We start from the raw sequence: 15,137 nt of genomic DNA on the forward strand, positions 1-15,137 counted from the left end.
CGCCGCTCGCTGCGAGGGGGCCGGGACGGGATGTCCTCGTTCGCGAGACTGCCCGCGCGTCGCCGCGGGCCGGGGGCCGAAGGTCCTCCCGGGGCGGTCCGGGGCGGGAGGACCCGCCTCCGCGGTGAGCGAGGTGCCGTCAGAGGGTGAGCACGAGGGTGCCGCCGACGGCGGCGGAGCGCAGCTCGGCGATCCCGCGCTCGAGCTCCCGGAACGGGACGCGAGTGACCGTCGGAGTCAGCCGGAGCGTGCCCGCGAGGCGCAGGAGCGTGTCGCCGTCGGCACGGGTGTTCGCGGCGACGCTGCGCAGATCCCGCTCCTGGAACAGGTGGTTCCGGTAGTCCATCGCCGGGATGTCCGAGAGGTGGATGCCCGCGGCGACGACGGTGCCTCCGCGATCGGTCGCGGCGAGCGCCGCCATCAGCAGCGGCCCGGAGGGGGCGAAGACGATCGCGGAGTCGAGCGGGCACGGCGGAGCGTCGCGCTCTCCTCCCACGTAGGCCACGCCGAGCGCCGCCGCCGCCGCGCGGTGGTGCTCGCCGCGGGTCATGACGAACACCTCCGCCCCCGCCGCCATCGCCAGCTGCGCCGTGATGTGAGCGCTCGAGCCGAAGCCGTAGACGCCCAGCCGGCCGCCCGGCGGGAGATTCGCGCGCTCGAGGGCGCGGAAGCCGATGATGCCGGCGCAGAGCAGTGGCGCGGTGGTGACCGGGTCGGCGTCACGGGGCAGCCGGTAGGCGAACGCCGCGGGGACGCTGACGTACTCGGCGAAGCCTCCGTCGGCGTCCCACCCGGTGTAGACCGAGCCGGGGCACAGGTTCTCGCGTCCGGAGCGGCACCAGCGACAGCTCCCGCAGGTGCGACGCAGCCAGGCGACCCCGACGACGTCGCCGCGGGAGTAGCCCGTGGCGGTGGCCCCGACCTCCTCGACCACGCCGACGACCTGGTGGCCGGGAACGACCCGCCGACGGTGGACCGGCAGCTCCTGGTCGATCACGTGCAGGTCGGTCCGGCAGAGGCCGCAGGCCCGCACCCGCACGACCAGCTCGTCGGCCACGGGCTCGGGGAGCGGCATCGAGGAGAGGGTCAGCCGTCCCCGGTCGCTGCGCCAGCCCGCCATCCCCGAGAGGGCGGAGCCGATCATCCGCGACTCCTCGCGGCTCCCCGGGCACCGACGACGATCCTGCCTGCCACGATGTCCTCCCGTGCCCGTCCGGACACCAGTCGATCGGCTCGCCGCCGCGCGGGACAGGGCCGATGGTCCCGCGCTCAGGCGGTCGGGCGCCCGGCCTTCGTCAGGTGGCGCTGGAAGGACCGGCCGCGCACCGACGTCGGCGTGATCCGGACGTAGGTGTGGTCGGCGATCGGGATCCACTCGGGCAGCGGTGATCGCGCGGCTCGGATCGGATCCCTCTCGCGCCGGTCGGGCGCCGCCTCGCCGATCAGCACGACGCTCCACGCCGCCTCCGCCGAGCGCTCGTCGGACTCGAGCGCGACGTGCGGATCGGCCTCCAGCGCGCGCAGCTTCGTCCCCTCGGCGGTGCGGAACAGGATCGTCCGCTCCTCGACGACGAAGTCGATCGGGAAGACGTCGGGCCGACCGTCGACCGTGACCGCGAGGCGCCCGAACGACGCCTCCTTCAGCAGGTGCCAGCAGCTCAGCTCGGACAGCTCGATCACCGGACCCTGCGGGGTCCACTCGATCTGGCTCACGCGCCGAGCGCCCGGGACTTCAGCTGCTCGAACTCCTGGGCCGAGATCGTGCCGTCGTCGGCGAGGCTCTTCGCCTTGGCGATCTCGTCGGCCGCGCTCGAGGCGGGCACCGCGGCGCGGCGGTAGTCGTCGACCACGGCCTGCATCTGCCGGGTCGCGCGCTCGGCGCGCTCCTGCATGCCGCGGCCGCGGGCGATCAGGTAGACGAGGACGGTGAGGAACGGGACGAAGACGAGGAAGAGCACCCACAGCGCCTTCCAGCCCCCGCTGAGCTGGTGGTCGCGGAACAGGTCGGTGATCACCGAGAAGAGCGCGGACAGATAGGCGATGAAGGCGAAGACCCAGAAGAATCCCCAGAGGATCGTCCAGAAATCGCTCGTGTCGAACATGGCAGTGCCCGCTTCCCTCGCAGATCCGCGCGGCGGCCGCCGTCGCGCGGCGCGCGCTTCGTCGCGCCCGCACGCTCACTCTCGTCCCGCGCCGCTCTCCGGGGAGGGACGATGGTCCCGCCGGGTAGCGACGCCGCAGGCGAGGGTTCTCCGTCCCGCCGGGCCCATGCGGCGCTCGCTCGTGCGAAGCTGGAGGGTCGTCTCCCCTCCACCCCTCTGGACACCGTGAACACCCCTCAGAACCCCCGCTTCCCCTGGATCGGCCTGCTCACCCTCGCCGGCGCCATCTTCGTCTCGGTCACGAGCGAGTTCCTGCCGACCGGTCTCATCCCCGACATGTCGCGCGATCTCGGCGTCAGCATCTCGCTGACCGGCCAGCTCGTGACGATCTTCGCGGCGACCGTGGTCGTCGCGACGACTCCGCTGACCCTCGTCACCCAGCGCTACTCGCGCAAGAGCCTCGTGCTGGTCGCGCTCTGCACCATCGCGCTCGCGAACGTGCTCGCCGCACTGGCGCCGACGTTCGGGCTTCTGGTGGGCGCGCGGATCCTCGGCGGGCTGGCGCACGGGCTCTTCTGGGCGGTCGTCGCCGCCTACTCCGCGCACCTCGTCGCGCCCGAGCAGCTCGGCCGGGCGACCGCGATCACGGCGGGCGGAGGCTCCGCGGCGTTCGTACTCGGCGTTCCGGTCGGCACCGCGCTCGGCCACGCCTTCGGCTGGCGGCCGACCTTCGCGATCCTGGGCGGGATCGTGCTCGTGCTCGCGCTGGTGGTCGTGAAGTTCCTGCCCGCCGTCGACCACCGCATCCCGGTGAAGACCGGGGAGATCCGGCTGCCGGCGCGCAAGGACCGCTCGCTGCCGCGCATCCTCGGGGTGTGCCTGGTGATCCTGCTCGTGCTGATCGGGCAGAACACCCTCTCGACCTACATCACGCCGTGGCTCGAGAACGCCTCGTTCTCGCCCGACAGCATCCCGCTGGTGCTCTTCGCGTTCGGAGGCGCGGGGGCGGTCGGCCTCGTGCTCGCCGGCTTCGCGACCGACCGCTTCCCGCGCGTCGGGTTCATCATCGCGGCGGTGGCGGTCGTCCTCGCACTGGCCGGGCTGGCCGCGGCCGCCGGAGCCCAGGCGACGGCGCTGGTCGTCGCGGCGGCGGTGGTCTGGAACATCGCGTTCGGCGGCATCCCGGCGATGCTGCAGACGCGGATGCTGAGGACGTCGTCGTTCCAGCTGCGCAGTCTCGCGGCGGCGCTGCAGACGACGGCGTTCAACATCGGCATCGGCGGCGGCGCGATCGTCGGCGGTGTGGCGATCGACGTCGCGGGGCTCGAGGTGCTGCCGTGGGTGGCGATCGTGATCGTGGCGATCGGGCTCGTGGTGAGCCTGGTGATCGAGGCGCGGGCGGCGCGCGCGGTGCGGGAGAGCGTCGCGGCGTAGGCGGCTCCTCCCCCCGACCGATGACCTCGGCCACAGGTGGCGGATAGCGTGGCGGAATGCCTCCGATCACTCAGCCCTACTACGGCGCCCCTCCGCTCGAGGCGGTGCGACGCTTCTTCACGAAGTACGCGACCTTCCGCGGCCGGGCGAGCCGCGCCGAGTACTGGTGGATCATCCTCGCGGGGATCCTGCTGAATCTCGCCCTCCGCGCGCTCGACGGCTCGGTCTCGGGGCTGGAGCTCTCGTTCACGCCGTTCCGCTCGGGGAACGCGCAGTTCGAGACGCCGTGGGTGGCGGTGCTCGCGGGAGTCCTCGCGCTCGGCACCCTGATCCCCTCGCTGGCGCTGCTCTGGCGGCGGCTGCACGACGTGAACCGCAGCGGCATGTGGATCTTCGCGCTCTTCATCCCGATCGCGGGCGCGGTGTTCCTGCTCATCCTGTTCCTGCTGCCGCCGCGGCCCGAGGGCGCGCGCTTCGACTGACGGGCGCGACGGCTAGCCTGGTCGCGGCCCGCTCGACGGGCGGAGGATCGGAGGACCGCGGATGAGCGATCTCCTCGGACTCCACCACCTCGCGATCATCGTCAGCGACTACGAGCGCTCGAAGCGGTTCTATCTCGATGTCCTCGGCTTCCGCCTCGACTCCGAGGTGCACCGGGCCGACCGAGGGTCGTGGATGGCGAACCTCAGTCTGAACGGCAGCTACCTGATCGAGCTGTTCACCTTCCCGCGCGCGCCCGATCGAGTCTCCGATCCGGAGGCGCTCGGGCTGCGGCACCTGGCGTTCGCCGCGTCCGATCCGCGGGCGGTGCGCGAGCGCTTCGTGGCGGCGGGGATCGAGTGCGAGCCCCTGCGCGAGGACCCGCACACGGGCCGGACGCTGTTCTTCCTCCGCGACCCCGACGGCCTGCCGATCGAGATCCACGAGGCCTGACCTCAGCGCGGGGGCGCGGTGCTCCCCCGGACGACGAGGGTCGGGGCGATCAGAGGAATCGCGCCCACCTCCTCGCCCCGCATCAGGGCGAGGACCCTGTCGACGGCGAGCTGGCCGACCTGCGCGAAGTCGAGGTGCACCGTCGACAGGCTCGGCCGGTAGAAGCCGGCCTCGGGCACGTCGTCGAAGCCGATGACGCTCCGATCGCCCGGGACGCTGATCCCGTGGTCGTCGAACGCCTTGATCACGCCGAGCGCGAAGGGGTCGTTCGCGGCGAAGACCGCGGTGACGTCGGGATCGGCCGCGAGCTCGACTCCTGCGCGGTAGCCCTCGGCGACGCTCCAGTCCGCCGTGCGGACCGCGGGCCGGAGGACCCGGCGCTCGCGAGCGAGCTCCGACGCCCAGCCGCGCTCACGCGCGTCGGAGGCCATCCAGCCGTCGGGCCCGCGCACGTGGGCGACACTCCGGTGACCGAGGTCGAGCAGATGGCGGACGGCGAGCTGCGCGCCGTGCACCTCGTCGATCGACACGCTCGACGGACCGGGCGAGGATCCCTGCTCGAAGGAGATGACGGGGATGGTGGAGTCCGTCCCGCGGAGCGTCTCGACCGCGCTCACGAGCGGGACGAGGACGATGATGCCGTCGACCTCGTCGGCGGTGAGCTCGTCGAGCGCGTGCCGGATGCTCGCCCGGTCGACGTCGCCGAGCGTGATCAGCCTCGTCGAGTAGCCGTTCCGGCGGGCCTGCTCGGAGATCCCGTACAGCGCGACCGACGGCCCGTGCACCGAGAGGGAGTAGCTGACCACTCCGATGTTCATGGTCTTGCTGCTCGCCAGGGCCGCCGCCGCGGTGTTGCGGCGGTAGCGGAGCTGGGCGATGGCCTGCTCGGTGCGCGCACGGATCTCGGGCGACACGTTCGGCGCGCCGTTGATCACGCGCGAGACCGTCTGCTGCGAGACCCCGGCGAGCGCCGCGACGTCGACCATCCGCGGCCCCTGGGACCGCGACGACATCCGGCTCATCCGGCGATCCCGCTGCAGCGGGGAGGGGTCGGCGGTTCGGTCGAGGCCATGGCTGAATTATGCCCCGAGCCGAACCGCCGGTCCTGTCAGGGGCGCCGGTAGCGCAGCACCTCCGGGTGGCGCTCGTAGGGCCACTCGGCCTCGGGCACCATGTACTTCGTCGTGGTGTAGCTGCCGTCCATCGTCGCCTTCAGCGTCGGAGGACCGTCGAAGCCGATGACCGCCCAGCCGACGCGGTTCTCGTTGCCGCCGTAGACCGGGTCGCCGTAGAAGCCCTGCCGGGTGTTCAGCACCAGCAGGGGGAAGAACTCGAGGAAGTCCTCGTTGACCGGCTGGTTGCCGGCCGGCGCTCCTCCGCTGCCCTGACCGTCCGACTCCGCGAAGAGGAACCGCACCGGCTTCTCCTCCCGCGAGAGCGCGACGAGCACCGCGTCCTGCTGGTCGTCGTCCAGCTCGACGAACGTGCCGCCGTACTGCTCACCGGCCAGACGGTCGAGCTCGACGACGCCCTCACGGTAGAAGACCCGCCGGCTGTCGATCCGCTCCTGCCACGCCTGCTCCTCGAGGCCCTCCATGCGGAGCCAGCCGATGCCGTCCGCGGCGGGGAACACGAACGCCGTGCCCGAGAGCATCCGATCGATGAAGCGCACCACCTTCGCCTCGCGCGCGCCGGGGTGGTGGTCCGTCGGGATGATCCGCGCTGTGGCGGCCTCGATCGTGTCCCACTCGTGCTGCTCGAAGAACAGCGGCCCGTCGACGTCGCGCGTCGAGATCGGTACCGTGACCCACTCTGCCTGTCCCATGATGATCGTCCTTTCCTTCGTCTCGTCTGATCAGTCGTCCGACGACCAGCCGCGGGAGTCGACCGCGATGATGCGGTCGCTGCAGCGCCAGGCGTTGGCCATGATCGTGAGCGCCGGGTTGATGCCCGTCGCAGTGGGGAAGAAGCTCGCGTCGAAGACGTAGAGGTTCGGCACCTCGTGCGAGCGGCACCACTTGTCGACGACGGAGGTGGCGGGGTCGTCGCCCATCCGCACCGTGCCGAGCTCGTGCGAGGTGTTGCCGGTGATCCGCTCCATGTTCACCGGCACGACCTTCTTGGCCCCCGCGGCCTCGAGGATCTCGCCGTTCTTGGCGACCTGCCACTTCTCCTGCGCGAAGTCGTTGGGGTGCGGGGTGTGCGTGATGCGGGCGACAGGGAGCCCCCAGGCGTCCTTCACCGTCGGGTCGAGGTCGACGCGGTTGGTCTCCCGGGGCAGGTCGTGCAGCAGGATGCCGATCTTCATCGAGTGGTTGAAGAGCTCGCGGTCGGCGTCCTTCGACGCCTGGCCCCAGCTCGGGCGCCCCGGGAAGCTCCAGTTCACCGGGTGGCCGATCATCGACGGGAAGATCAGCGAGCCGAGGATGTGGCCGCGGCTCGCATCGGTCTCGTAGAAGTCGAACGAGCACAGGCTCATGTAGTGGCCGGCCCAGCCGTACAGCGGGTCGCTCACCTCGCGGTCGAAGAGCCCGACCGAGAACGAGTACTGGTGGAACGTGGCGTTGCGACCGACCTGGCCGCTGCCGTTGGCCAGCCCGTCGGGGAACTGCGCCGACTTCGACATCAGGAGGAGTCGGGGCGTCTCGATCCCGCCGCCCGCGACGATCACGGCGTTCGCCTTCTGCACGAACTCGTTGCCGTCCTCGTCCTGGTAGCGCACGCCGGTCGCCCTGCCGTCGGGGCCGACCAGGATCTCGCTGACGTAGCAGTCGGGGCGCAGGTCGTAGAGCCCGGTGGCGATCGCGTCGGGGATGAAGTTGATCAGCGTCGACGACTTGCCGGTGCCCGGGTCGGGGTACTGCTGCCAGAACCCGTTCTCGCTGAACGGCTGACGGCCGCGGTAGGGCTCGGTGACCATGCCCTGCGGCATCGGGAACGTCGAGTGCCCGAGCCTGTCCATGGCCGTGGCGAACGTGCGGCCGATCTGGCTGAGCGGCGACGGCTTGGTGGGGTAGCCCTTCGAGCGTCGGCCCTCCCAGCGGTTCGCGCCGGCGAGGCCCGACGTGCCGAACTCCCACTCGACCCGCGTGTAGTACGGCTCGAGCTCGTCATAGGTGATCGGCCAGTCGACGAGGCTCGCGCCCTCGACGTCGCCGTGCAGCGACCGGAGCTTGAAGTCCGACTCCGTCATGCGGGGGACCATCCCTCCCCAGTGCGTGGTGCCGCCGCCGACCACCTGCGGGGTGGCGGAGAAGTTCGTGACGGCCGCCTCCTCGCTCTCGTTCTGGCGATAGGTGCGCGGCTTGAGCTTCGGGTCCTGCCAGATGAAGTTGCGGTTGAGGTACTTCAGCTCGTCGCCGGAGGCGTGCTCGGGCTTCAGCCACGGACCTCGCTCGAGGCCGACGACCCGAAGGCCCGCCTCGGTCAGGACCTTGGCGGCGGTCGCGCCGCCCGCTCCCGCCCCGACGATGACGACGTCGACGGGCTCGGGGTTCTTGATGGTGCTCATCACGGTGTTCCTTCCTGGACCCTGAGGGTCACTTCTCGATGCCGTCGCGGCCGACCGCGGCGAGCGGGAGCAGCGCGTCCCAGAGCTCGTCGGGGATCGCGGTCTCGGTGAGGGCGAGGGTCTGGTCGATGCGGGCGGGCTCGGACATGCCGACGATCGTCGAGGCGACCCGCGGGTCGCGCGTCGAGAACTGGAGCGCCGCGGCGGCCAGGGGGACGTCGAAGTCGGCGCAGAGCCGCTCCATCTCGAGGACGCGCGCGAGGGTGCGCTCGCCCACGGGGGCGTAGCAGTAGCGCGGGACGGCGCGGGGGCCCTTCACGAGCATCCCCCCGCCGAACGGGGCCGCGTTGACGAAGGCGACACCGCGCGCGTGGGCGTCCTCGAGGAGCGGGACCGCGGTCTGCTCGACGAGGGTGTACCGGTTGTGGCTGATGACGGCGTCGAAGGCGTCGGTGGCCAGGTACTGCAGCTCGAGGTCGATCGGTCCGCCGGCGACACCGAGGTAGCGGATGACGCCTTCGTCGCGCAGGCGGATCAGCGCCTCGAGCGGTCCGCCGGGAGCGGTGCCCTCCTTGAAGCTGATCTTCTCGGGGTCGTGCAGGTAGACGAGCGGGAGGGTGTCGAGGCCGAGGCGCTCGAGGCTCTCCTCGACCGAGCGGCGCACACGGTCTCCCGAGAAGTCGGTCGAGCCGGGCAGCGGGTCGACCTTCGTCGCGATCACGACGCCGTCGGGGACGCCGCCGCTCTCGCGGATCGCGGCTCCGATGCGGCGCTCGCTGTCGCCTCCGCCGTACTCGTTGGAGGTGTCGATGAAGGTGAAGGGGCCCTCGAAGACCCGGCGGACGGTCGCGACGGCGACCTCCTCGCTCACCTCGTAGCCGTACTGGGCCGGGAAGCTGCCGAGGGCGCTCGTGCCGACGCAGATGCTCGAGACCGTGAGGCCGGTCCGGCCGAAGGGGCGCAGGCTCGCTGCAGTGCTGTCGATGGTCATGGTCGTCTCTCTCTTCGTCGAGTGCCGTGAGGCTGATGGAGGGGTGGCGCTGAGCCGGGTCACGAGGGTGGCGCCGACTGGCGGGATCACGACGTGGTCCGCGTCGTCGGAGCCCATGAGGGCGAGGATCCGGTCGACGGCCAGCCGGCCGACTGCCTCGAAGTCGAAGCGGACCGTCGTCAGGCCGGGACGGAAGTAGCGCGCCTCGGGGATGTCGTCGAAGCCCACGACGCTGACGTCGCCCGGCACGCGCAGGCCGGCGTCCTCGAAGGCGGCGAGCAGGCCCAGCGCCATCTGGTCGTTGGCCGCGAAGACCGCGGTCAGCTCGGGGTCGACAGCCAGCTCGCGTCCGGCGCGGTAGCCCGAGCAGGTGGACCAGTCGCCGACGAGGGTGGGGCGATGGGGCCGACCGGCCGCGCTCAGCGCCGTCGTCCAGCCCCGGACCCGGGCATCGGTCGCCAGCCAGCCGCTCGGCCCCGCGAGGTGGTGCACGGTGCGGTGCCCGAGTCCGAGGAGGTGCTCGGTCGCCAGCCGCGCGCCCGCCACCTCGTCGGTGACGACCGTCGCTCCGGAGGGGGTTCCTCCGGGTTCGAAGGCGACCAGCGGCACCGCCGCCTCGAACCCCTCGATCGCGTGGACCGCCGAGGTCAGAGGCGCCAGGACCACGATCCCGTCGACCAGGTCGGCGACGAGGTGGTCGAGGGCCGCCCTCATGCTCGAGCGGTCGACGGCCCCAAGGGTGACGAGGTTGGTCGCGTAGCCCGAGCGCCGGGCCTCGTCGGCGATGCCGGTGAGGGCGACGGACGGCCCGAACTGGGCGAGCCCGAAGCTGACGATCCCGATGTTCATCGATCGGCGGCTGGCGAGCGCCCTTGCCGCGGGGTTGCGGCGGTAGCGCAGCTGGGCGATGGCCCGCTCCACGCGCTCCCGGATCTCGGGAGCGACGTTGTCGGAGCCGTTGACGACGCGGGAGACCGTCTGCTGCGACACACCGGCCAGGCGTGCGACGTCGACCATCCGGGCCCCGCGGCCGCTCCCGGGTACCTCCGCGGGCCTGGGCATCGGGTCAGCTCGCTCGGGCGGCGCGGCGTCGGGGACCGTGCTTGCCGAAGAAGGCGCCGATGCGCGCGACTCCCCCGGCGCTGGAGAGGAACACCGCGATGATGATCACACCGCCCTTGATCACCAGCTGAGGCTCCGACGAGATGCCGACGAGGTTCATGATGTTGATGATCGTCGCGAGGACGAAGACCCCGATCACGGCGCTGATCGGGTCGCCCTTGCCTCCCATCAGCGAGGCTCCGCCGACGACGACGGCGGCGATCGCGTCGAGCTCGTAGCCGACTCCGATCAGCGACGACCCCTGCCGCAGCTGCGCGGCGGCGATCAGACCGGCGAGACCCGCGAGCAGACCCGACATCGTGTAGGTGATGATCAGGTTCCGCGCGACGGGCAGGCCCGAGAGGCGGGCCGCCTCCGGATTGCCGCCGATCGCGTAGAGGGAGCGGCCGAACGTCGTGAACCGGGCGATCAGGCCGGCGAGCACCGCGACGACGACGAAGATCAGGACGGGGCTGCGCACCCCGAGCACCTCGGCGCGCGAGAACTCGTCGATGAACCGCTCGTCGAGGATCTGGATGAGGCTCGTCGACTGGATGATGTAGCTGAAGCCCTTGATCGCGCTCATCATGGCGAGCGTCGCGATGAACGGCGGGATGCGCAGCCACACGATCAGCAGGCCGTTGATGAGCCCGGCCGCCGCGCAGCAGAGCAGGGTGACCGCCGCCGACAGCTCGGCCGACAGCCCCGACTGCAGGGTGAGCGCGACGACCACCGTCGAGAGGGCGAGCGTCGATCCGACCGAGAGGTCGATGCCGCCGGTGAGGACCACGAAGAACTGGCCCACCGCGAGCACCGCGACGATCGAGGCGGCCGCGACGACGTTCTCGGCGTTGCGCAGAGTGAGGAAGTCGGCCGACACGTAGTAGCCCACGATGATGATCGCGACCAGCACGAGCACGAGGTAGCTCTTGGGGAGGATGCGGCGGGCGAGCGACCCGGCCGCGGAGGTCGGTCGTCCGGTCACCGCCGCGAAGGAGGAGGTGTCCGGGCGCCGCGAAGCGGGCGGCCGTTCGAGAGTGTTCTTGGGCATGGTGGTCTCGTCCTTGAGTCGTGAGGAGCCCGGCAGCGCCGGAGGTGGGGTCGCCGGTCAGGCGAGGCGTTCGAGGAGCGCGGTGCCGCGCGGGTCGATGTCGTCGTGCTCGAACTCGGCGACGACGCGGCCGCCGGCCATGACGAGGACGCGGTCGCACATCATCGCCTCCGAGATCTCGGAGCTCGCGATGATCACGGTCCCGCCCGAGGCGGCGAAGGCGCGGAGGAGCTCGTACATGTCCTCCTTCGCGCCGACGTCGACACCTCGGGTGGGCTCGTCGCAGACGAGCAGAGAGGAGGAGCGCACGAGCCAGCGGGCGAGGATGCCCTTCTGCTGCGTGCCTCCGCTCAGCGTCTTCATCGACTGGTTGACGCCCGAGACCTTCATCCCGAGCCGGTCGATCATGTCGAGGGCGACCCGGCGCTCGCGCCGGGTGTCGATCACCGAGAAGCGGCTGAACATCGGCATGCTGGCCAGCGTGATGTTGGCGGCGACGCCGAGGTCGGGCACGAAGCCCTGCGCCTTGCGGTCCTGGGGCAGCAATCCGATGCCGTGGCGGATGGCGTCGCGCGGCGAGGAGAAGGAGACCTTCTCTCCTGCGACCCTCATCCGCCCCGAGGTCTTCCTGCGGGCGCCCGCGAGCAGGCCCGCCAGCTCGGACTGCCCGCTGCCGATGAGGCCCGCGATGCCGAGGACCTCGCCTCGGCGGAGCTCGAACGAGACGTCCTCGACCCGGCCCTCCTCGCTGAGGCCGGAGACCGCGAGGAGGACCTCGTCGCCTCCGCCCGTCCCCAGCCGAGGGCTGCGCTCGCCACGGAGGGCGGCGTCGGCGATCGAGCCCTCGAGACTCTTGCCGATCATCGCCGTCACGACGTCGGAGGGCGAGCTGTCGGCCGTCGTCATGCTCGCGGCGGCGACCCCGTCCCGCAGCACGGTGACCGAGTCGCAGAGCGAGTAGACCTCGTCCATCCGGTGCGAGATGAAGATCAGCGTCACGCCCTCGGCGGCGAGCTTGCGCAGCACCGTGAAGAGCTTCAGCACGTCGGGTCGGGGGAGGGTCGAGGTCGGCTCGTCGAGCAGCAGCACCCGCGCGTTCTTGCGCAGCGCCTTCGCGAGCTCGACGGCCTGCTGCTCGGCCACCGAGAAGCTCGAGACCGGCAGGCGGACGTCGAGGTCGAAGCCGACGCGCGCCAGAGCGGTGCGCGCCTCCGCGTTCATCCGGGCCCAGTCGACGCGTCCCGCGGTGAGCGGGAGCTGTCCGAGGAAGATGTTCTCGGCGACCGTCAGCGATGGCACGAGGCTGAGCTCCTGATAGATGGTGTGGATGCCCGCGGCCTGCGCGTCGGCAGGATCGCGGAACCGCTGAGCGGCTCCGTCGAGCGTGATGGCTCCCGCGTCGGGGGTCTCGGCGCCGGAGATCATCTTGACGAGCGTCGACTTGCCCGCGCCGTTCTGCCCCGCGAGAGCGTGGATGCTCCCGCGCCGCACGGCGAAGCTGACGCCCTTGAGAGCCTGGACTCCGGGGTAGCTCTTGGTGATCCCCTCGAGGACGAGCTCGACCGGGCGCTCGTCGAGGGCGCGGGCGTCGGCGCCGTCCGCGGTCGGCGCGGTGCTCATTCGTCGTCCTTGGCGCGCACGTAGGTGTCCTCGGCGATGTAGTAGTCGGAGGCGTTCGCCGGCGTCACGACGGTCGTGTCGATGTAGAGCGTCTTGTCGGGGCAGGCTTCGCTGTCGCCGTTGTAGGCGGCGACCGCCATGCGCACGGCCTCGGCTCCCTGGTCCCACGGCTGGTTGGAGGCGGTCGCGATCAGCGGACCGGTCGGGTCGTCGACCATCTGCTTGACCGAGACCATGCCTCCGTCGTAGCTCGCCAGGAGTACGTCGGGGCCCCAGAGGCCGGCCTGCTGCAGGCCCTGGATCACGCCGCCGTTCATGACATCGCTCATGCTGTAGACGATGTTGAGGTCGGGGTTCGCGGTCGCCGCGTCCCGGATCGGGTCGAGCGCCTTGTCGGGCTTCCACTCGCCGTACTTCGTGTCGAGGTAGGTCACCTCGACGTCGGGGTGCTCGGCCATGACGGCGTCGAAGCCCTCCTTGAAGCCGTTGAAGCGCAGGTCGCTGAGCACGTCGCCCGGGAATCCGCCGATGCCGACGATCTTGACCGGCGTGTCACCGAAGCGCTCGAGCGCCTGGTTCGCCGCTTCTGTGCCGGCGAGCGAACCGGTGTACTCCTGGTCCTCGGCGACGTAGCAGAACATGTCGGGCACGAGGGAGGCGTCGAGGCTCGAGTTGACGGTGACGAGCGGGATCCCGGCGTCGGCCAGGGAGGCGACCGACGGGCCCACGCCGATCGGATCGTTGGGGTTCATGATGACGACGTCGACGTTCTTGGTCTCGAGGGTCTGCACGTCGGAGTTCTGACGGACCGTGTCGCCGTTCGCGTCGAGGAGCTGGATGGTGGCGCCGAGCTTGTCGGCCTCGGCCTGGCCGCCCTCGACGAGGGTCTTCCACCAGTCGCTGCCGCTGATGCCGCGCTGACTCCACCCGATGACGAGGCCCTGGCCGCTCGCCTTGTCCTCGGAGGAGGCGGCGGTACCGGCGCGGCAGCCGGTGAGTGCGAAGGCGGCGGTGACGAGGAGGGTGGTGCCGACGAGCAGCCGGCGGGAACGGGTGTTTCTGGGCATGATCGTGCCTTCCACTTCGTTGTGAGGGTGATCGGGAGTGCTGGGGGTGGTACCCGGGCCGCCGGAGAGAGCGGCGGCCCGGGCGTCGGTGCGCGGCTGTACGCCGCGGTCGGGAGAGCTAGACGTTCGAGTCCTGCAGCTGCAGCGTCTCCTCGTCGGCCTGCAGCTCGCTCGCGGCGGGGACGTCGATCGCCGTGAACACACCGCGCTCGATGAGCAGGTCGATGTTCCGCTGGCGCGTGGCGCGCTCGCGGTCGAGCCAGCCGGTCTCGGGCGGAGCGTCGAGGTACTGGTTCTTCGGGTAGATGGGCTTCGCGTAGATCGCCGCGTACTGCTCGGTGCGGAGGTCCTTGAACCCGTTGAAGACACCGTTCGACTGGCGGGCGCGGCGCAGGGCGTCGATGTCGATCACGGTGCTGACGAAGCTGTCGCCCGGCGTCAGTCCCTCCTGCTTGACGATGACCTTGCCCTTGTGGTCGACGATCATCGACTGGCCGCCGAAGAGATCGTTGAGCACGCCATCGGGGCCGAGCTCGGGGCCGAGGTTCGGCGCGACCACGATGGCGTTGTTGAACATCGCGTGGGCGCGGTTCTGCACCTCCCACATCCCGTTCATCGTCTGCGGCTCGATGAGCGTCGCGCGGATGATGACCTCGGCGCCGTTCATGGCCAGGCCTCGGGCGATCTCGGGGTAGGCGCCCTCGTGGCAGATCACGTAGCCGATGTTGCCGATGTCGGGGGTCTTGGCGACGGGGTAGATCGCCTCGAGCGCGTCTCCGCCGCCCTTCTTCTCGACCCACTCGTCCCAGAGGTCGTGCGGGTTGGTGGTTCCGAGGGTGCCGCCCTCGAAGCCGTCGCTCGTCGCCTTCGCACGGCGGTACACGACCTCGCCCGAGGGGTCGATCATGAACGCGACGTTGAAGTAGCGCCCGGGGAAGTCGTCGTCGGCGACGAGGTAGAGCTCGCCGGCGATGTAGGTGTTCAGCTCTCGGGCCGCCTTCGCGAGCTCGTCGGTCTCGGGGCCGGGGATGGTGCGCGCGAACTTCTTCTCGGCGTCGCGGTCGCCCGCCTTGAACGCCATGTGCATGCCCTGGATCGCCATCTCGGGGATCACTACGAGCTTCACGGGGTAGCCCTCGGTCGAGGCCATGCCGACAGCGGTGCGCATGAAGCCGATGATGCGCTTCGTGTTGCGGACCGCGTCCTCCGGCTCGACGATCGGGATCTGCAGAGGCGAGAGGGCAACGACGGTGTACGGCTCAGTCACGTCAACTCCTTTGTTGTGGGGTGGATGTGGCGATGTTAGCGCACTATCACCTGGCGCACC

14 protein-coding genes and 1 pseudogene are annotated in these 15,137 nt (G+C 70.9%); 3 read left to right on the top strand and 12 right to left on the bottom strand.

Annotation, left to right across the window (positions count from 1 at the left end; translation table 11 throughout):
- Positions 1 to 139 precede the first annotated feature (139 nt).
- The 3 genes from GSU68_RS17085 to GSU68_RS17095 all read right to left on the bottom strand — a co-directional run bounded on the left by GSU68_RS17085 (position 140) and on the right by GSU68_RS17095 (position 2,102).
- Positions 140 to 1,144, bottom strand: a complete 1,005-nt coding sequence (locus GSU68_RS17085; protein WP_244259323.1) for a zinc-binding alcohol dehydrogenase family protein — start codon at positions 1,142 to 1,144, stop codon at positions 140 to 142.
- 125 nt (positions 1,145 to 1,269) lie between these two features.
- A complete protein-coding gene (locus GSU68_RS17090; RefSeq protein ID WP_159909842.1) occupies positions 1,270 to 1,713 on the bottom strand; it encodes a pyridoxamine 5'-phosphate oxidase family protein in 444 nt (147 codons plus the stop codon).
- Positions 1,710 to 2,102, bottom strand: coding sequence for a PLDc N-terminal domain-containing protein (locus GSU68_RS17095; protein ID WP_159909843.1), 393 nt, complete (start codon positions 2,100 to 2,102; stop codon positions 1,710 to 1,712). The genes GSU68_RS17090 and GSU68_RS17095 overlap by 4 nt, the downstream gene beginning before the upstream one ends.
- A 225-nt stretch (positions 2,103 to 2,327) precedes the next feature.
- Here GSU68_RS17095 and GSU68_RS17100 point away from each other — a divergent pair, with 225 nt between their 5' ends.
- From GSU68_RS17100 to GSU68_RS17110, 3 genes are all read left to right on the top strand, one after another.
- Positions 2,328 to 3,536: an MFS transporter gene (locus GSU68_RS17100; RefSeq protein ID WP_159909844.1), complete on the top strand. Its 1,209-nt coding sequence runs from the start codon at positions 2,328 to 2,330 to the stop codon at positions 3,534 to 3,536.
- A gap of 56 nt (positions 3,537 to 3,592) precedes the next feature.
- Entirely contained in the window at positions 3,593 to 4,018 is a 426-nt protein-coding gene (locus GSU68_RS17105; protein ID WP_159909845.1) for a DUF805 domain-containing protein, read from the top strand.
- A gap of 61 nt (positions 4,019 to 4,079) precedes the next feature.
- Positions 4,080 to 4,469, top strand: coding sequence for a VOC family protein (locus GSU68_RS17110; RefSeq protein WP_159909846.1), 390 nt, complete (start codon positions 4,080 to 4,082; stop codon positions 4,467 to 4,469).
- A 2-nt stretch (positions 4,470 to 4,471) separates the two neighbouring features.
- Here GSU68_RS17110 and GSU68_RS17115 read toward each other — a convergent pair whose 3' ends face one another.
- From GSU68_RS17115 to GSU68_RS17155, 9 genes and pseudogenes are all read right to left on the bottom strand, one after another.
- Positions 4,472 to 5,455: a substrate-binding domain-containing protein gene (locus GSU68_RS17115; RefSeq protein ID WP_159909847.1), complete on the bottom strand. Its 984-nt coding sequence runs from the start codon at positions 5,453 to 5,455 to the stop codon at positions 4,472 to 4,474.
- A 122-nt stretch (positions 5,456 to 5,577) separates the two neighbouring features.
- Positions 5,578 to 6,294, bottom strand: a complete 717-nt coding sequence (locus GSU68_RS17120; protein ID WP_159909848.1) for a gluconate 2-dehydrogenase subunit 3 family protein — start codon at positions 6,292 to 6,294, stop codon at positions 5,578 to 5,580.
- 30 nt (positions 6,295 to 6,324) lie between these two features.
- Entirely contained in the window at positions 6,325 to 7,980 is a 1,656-nt protein-coding gene (locus GSU68_RS17125; protein WP_159909849.1) for a GMC family oxidoreductase, read from the bottom strand.
- Positions 7,981 to 8,008: 28 nt separating this feature from the next.
- Complete coding sequence (locus tag GSU68_RS17130; RefSeq protein WP_159910365.1) at positions 8,009 to 8,971, bottom strand: aldo/keto reductase; 963 nt, start codon at positions 8,969 to 8,971, stop codon at positions 8,009 to 8,011.
- A gap of 60 nt (positions 8,972 to 9,031) precedes the next feature.
- Positions 9,032 to 10,033, bottom strand: a pseudogene (locus GSU68_RS17135) (LacI family DNA-binding transcriptional regulator); the annotation flags it as partial.
- A 4-nt stretch (positions 10,034 to 10,037) separates the two neighbouring features.
- Entirely contained in the window at positions 10,038 to 11,123 is a 1,086-nt protein-coding gene (locus GSU68_RS17140; RefSeq protein WP_159909850.1) for an ABC transporter permease, read from the bottom strand.
- Positions 11,124 to 11,180: 57 nt separating this feature from the next.
- Positions 11,181 to 12,743 (bottom strand): sugar ABC transporter ATP-binding protein, encoded by a 1,563-nt coding sequence (locus GSU68_RS17145; protein WP_159909851.1) that lies wholly within the window; start codon positions 12,741 to 12,743, stop codon positions 11,181 to 11,183.
- Positions 12,740 to 13,810 (bottom strand): substrate-binding domain-containing protein, encoded by a 1,071-nt coding sequence (locus GSU68_RS17150; RefSeq protein ID WP_159909852.1) that lies wholly within the window; start codon positions 13,808 to 13,810, stop codon positions 12,740 to 12,742. Before GSU68_RS17150 ends, GSU68_RS17145 begins: the two co-directional genes overlap by 4 nt.
- A 118-nt stretch (positions 13,811 to 13,928) precedes the next feature.
- A complete protein-coding gene (locus tag GSU68_RS17155) occupies positions 13,929 to 15,077 on the bottom strand; it encodes a nitrilase-related carbon-nitrogen hydrolase (RefSeq protein ID WP_056039257.1) in 1,149 nt (382 codons plus the stop codon).
- Positions 15,078 to 15,137: the final 60 nt, after the last annotated feature.

Source organism: Rathayibacter sp. VKM Ac-2759, from assembly GCF_009834225.1.
Taxonomy (GTDB): domain Bacteria; phylum Actinomycetota; class Actinomycetes; order Actinomycetales; family Microbacteriaceae; genus Rathayibacter.

Excerpts from the sequence above, each read along its gene's own strand:
- GSU68_RS17085 (WP_244259323.1), bottom strand. The coding sequence starts at position 1,144 with ATGATCGGCTCCGCCCTCTCGGGGATGGCGGGCTGGCGCAGCGACCGG.
- GSU68_RS17095 (WP_159909843.1), bottom strand. The coding sequence starts at position 2,102 with ATGTTCGACACGAGCGATTTCTGGACGATCCTCTGGGGATTCTTCTGG.
- GSU68_RS17105 (WP_159909845.1), top strand. The coding sequence starts at position 3,593 with ATGCCTCCGATCACTCAGCCCTACTACGGCGCCCCTCCGCTCGAGGCG.
- GSU68_RS17110 (WP_159909846.1), top strand. The coding sequence starts at position 4,080 with ATGAGCGATCTCCTCGGACTCCACCACCTCGCGATCATCGTCAGCGAC.
- GSU68_RS17115 (WP_159909847.1), bottom strand. The coding sequence starts at position 5,455 with ATGGTCGACGTCGCGGCGCTCGCCGGGGTCTCGCAGCAGACGGTCTCG.
- GSU68_RS17120 (WP_159909848.1), bottom strand. The coding sequence starts at position 6,294 with ATGGGACAGGCAGAGTGGGTCACGGTACCGATCTCGACGCGCGACGTC.
- GSU68_RS17125 (WP_159909849.1), bottom strand. The coding sequence starts at position 7,980 with ATGAGCACCATCAAGAACCCCGAGCCCGTCGACGTCGTCATCGTCGGG.
- GSU68_RS17130 (WP_159910365.1), bottom strand. The coding sequence starts at position 8,971 with ATGACCATCGACAGCACTGCAGCGAGCCTGCGCCCCTTCGGCCGGACC.
- GSU68_RS17140 (WP_159909850.1), bottom strand. The coding sequence starts at position 11,123 with ATGCCCAAGAACACTCTCGAACGGCCGCCCGCTTCGCGGCGCCCGGAC.
- GSU68_RS17145 (WP_159909851.1), bottom strand. The coding sequence starts at position 12,743 with ATGAGCACCGCGCCGACCGCGGACGGCGCCGACGCCCGCGCCCTCGAC.
- GSU68_RS17150 (WP_159909852.1), bottom strand. The coding sequence starts at position 13,810 with ATGCCCAGAAACACCCGTTCCCGCCGGCTGCTCGTCGGCACCACCCTC.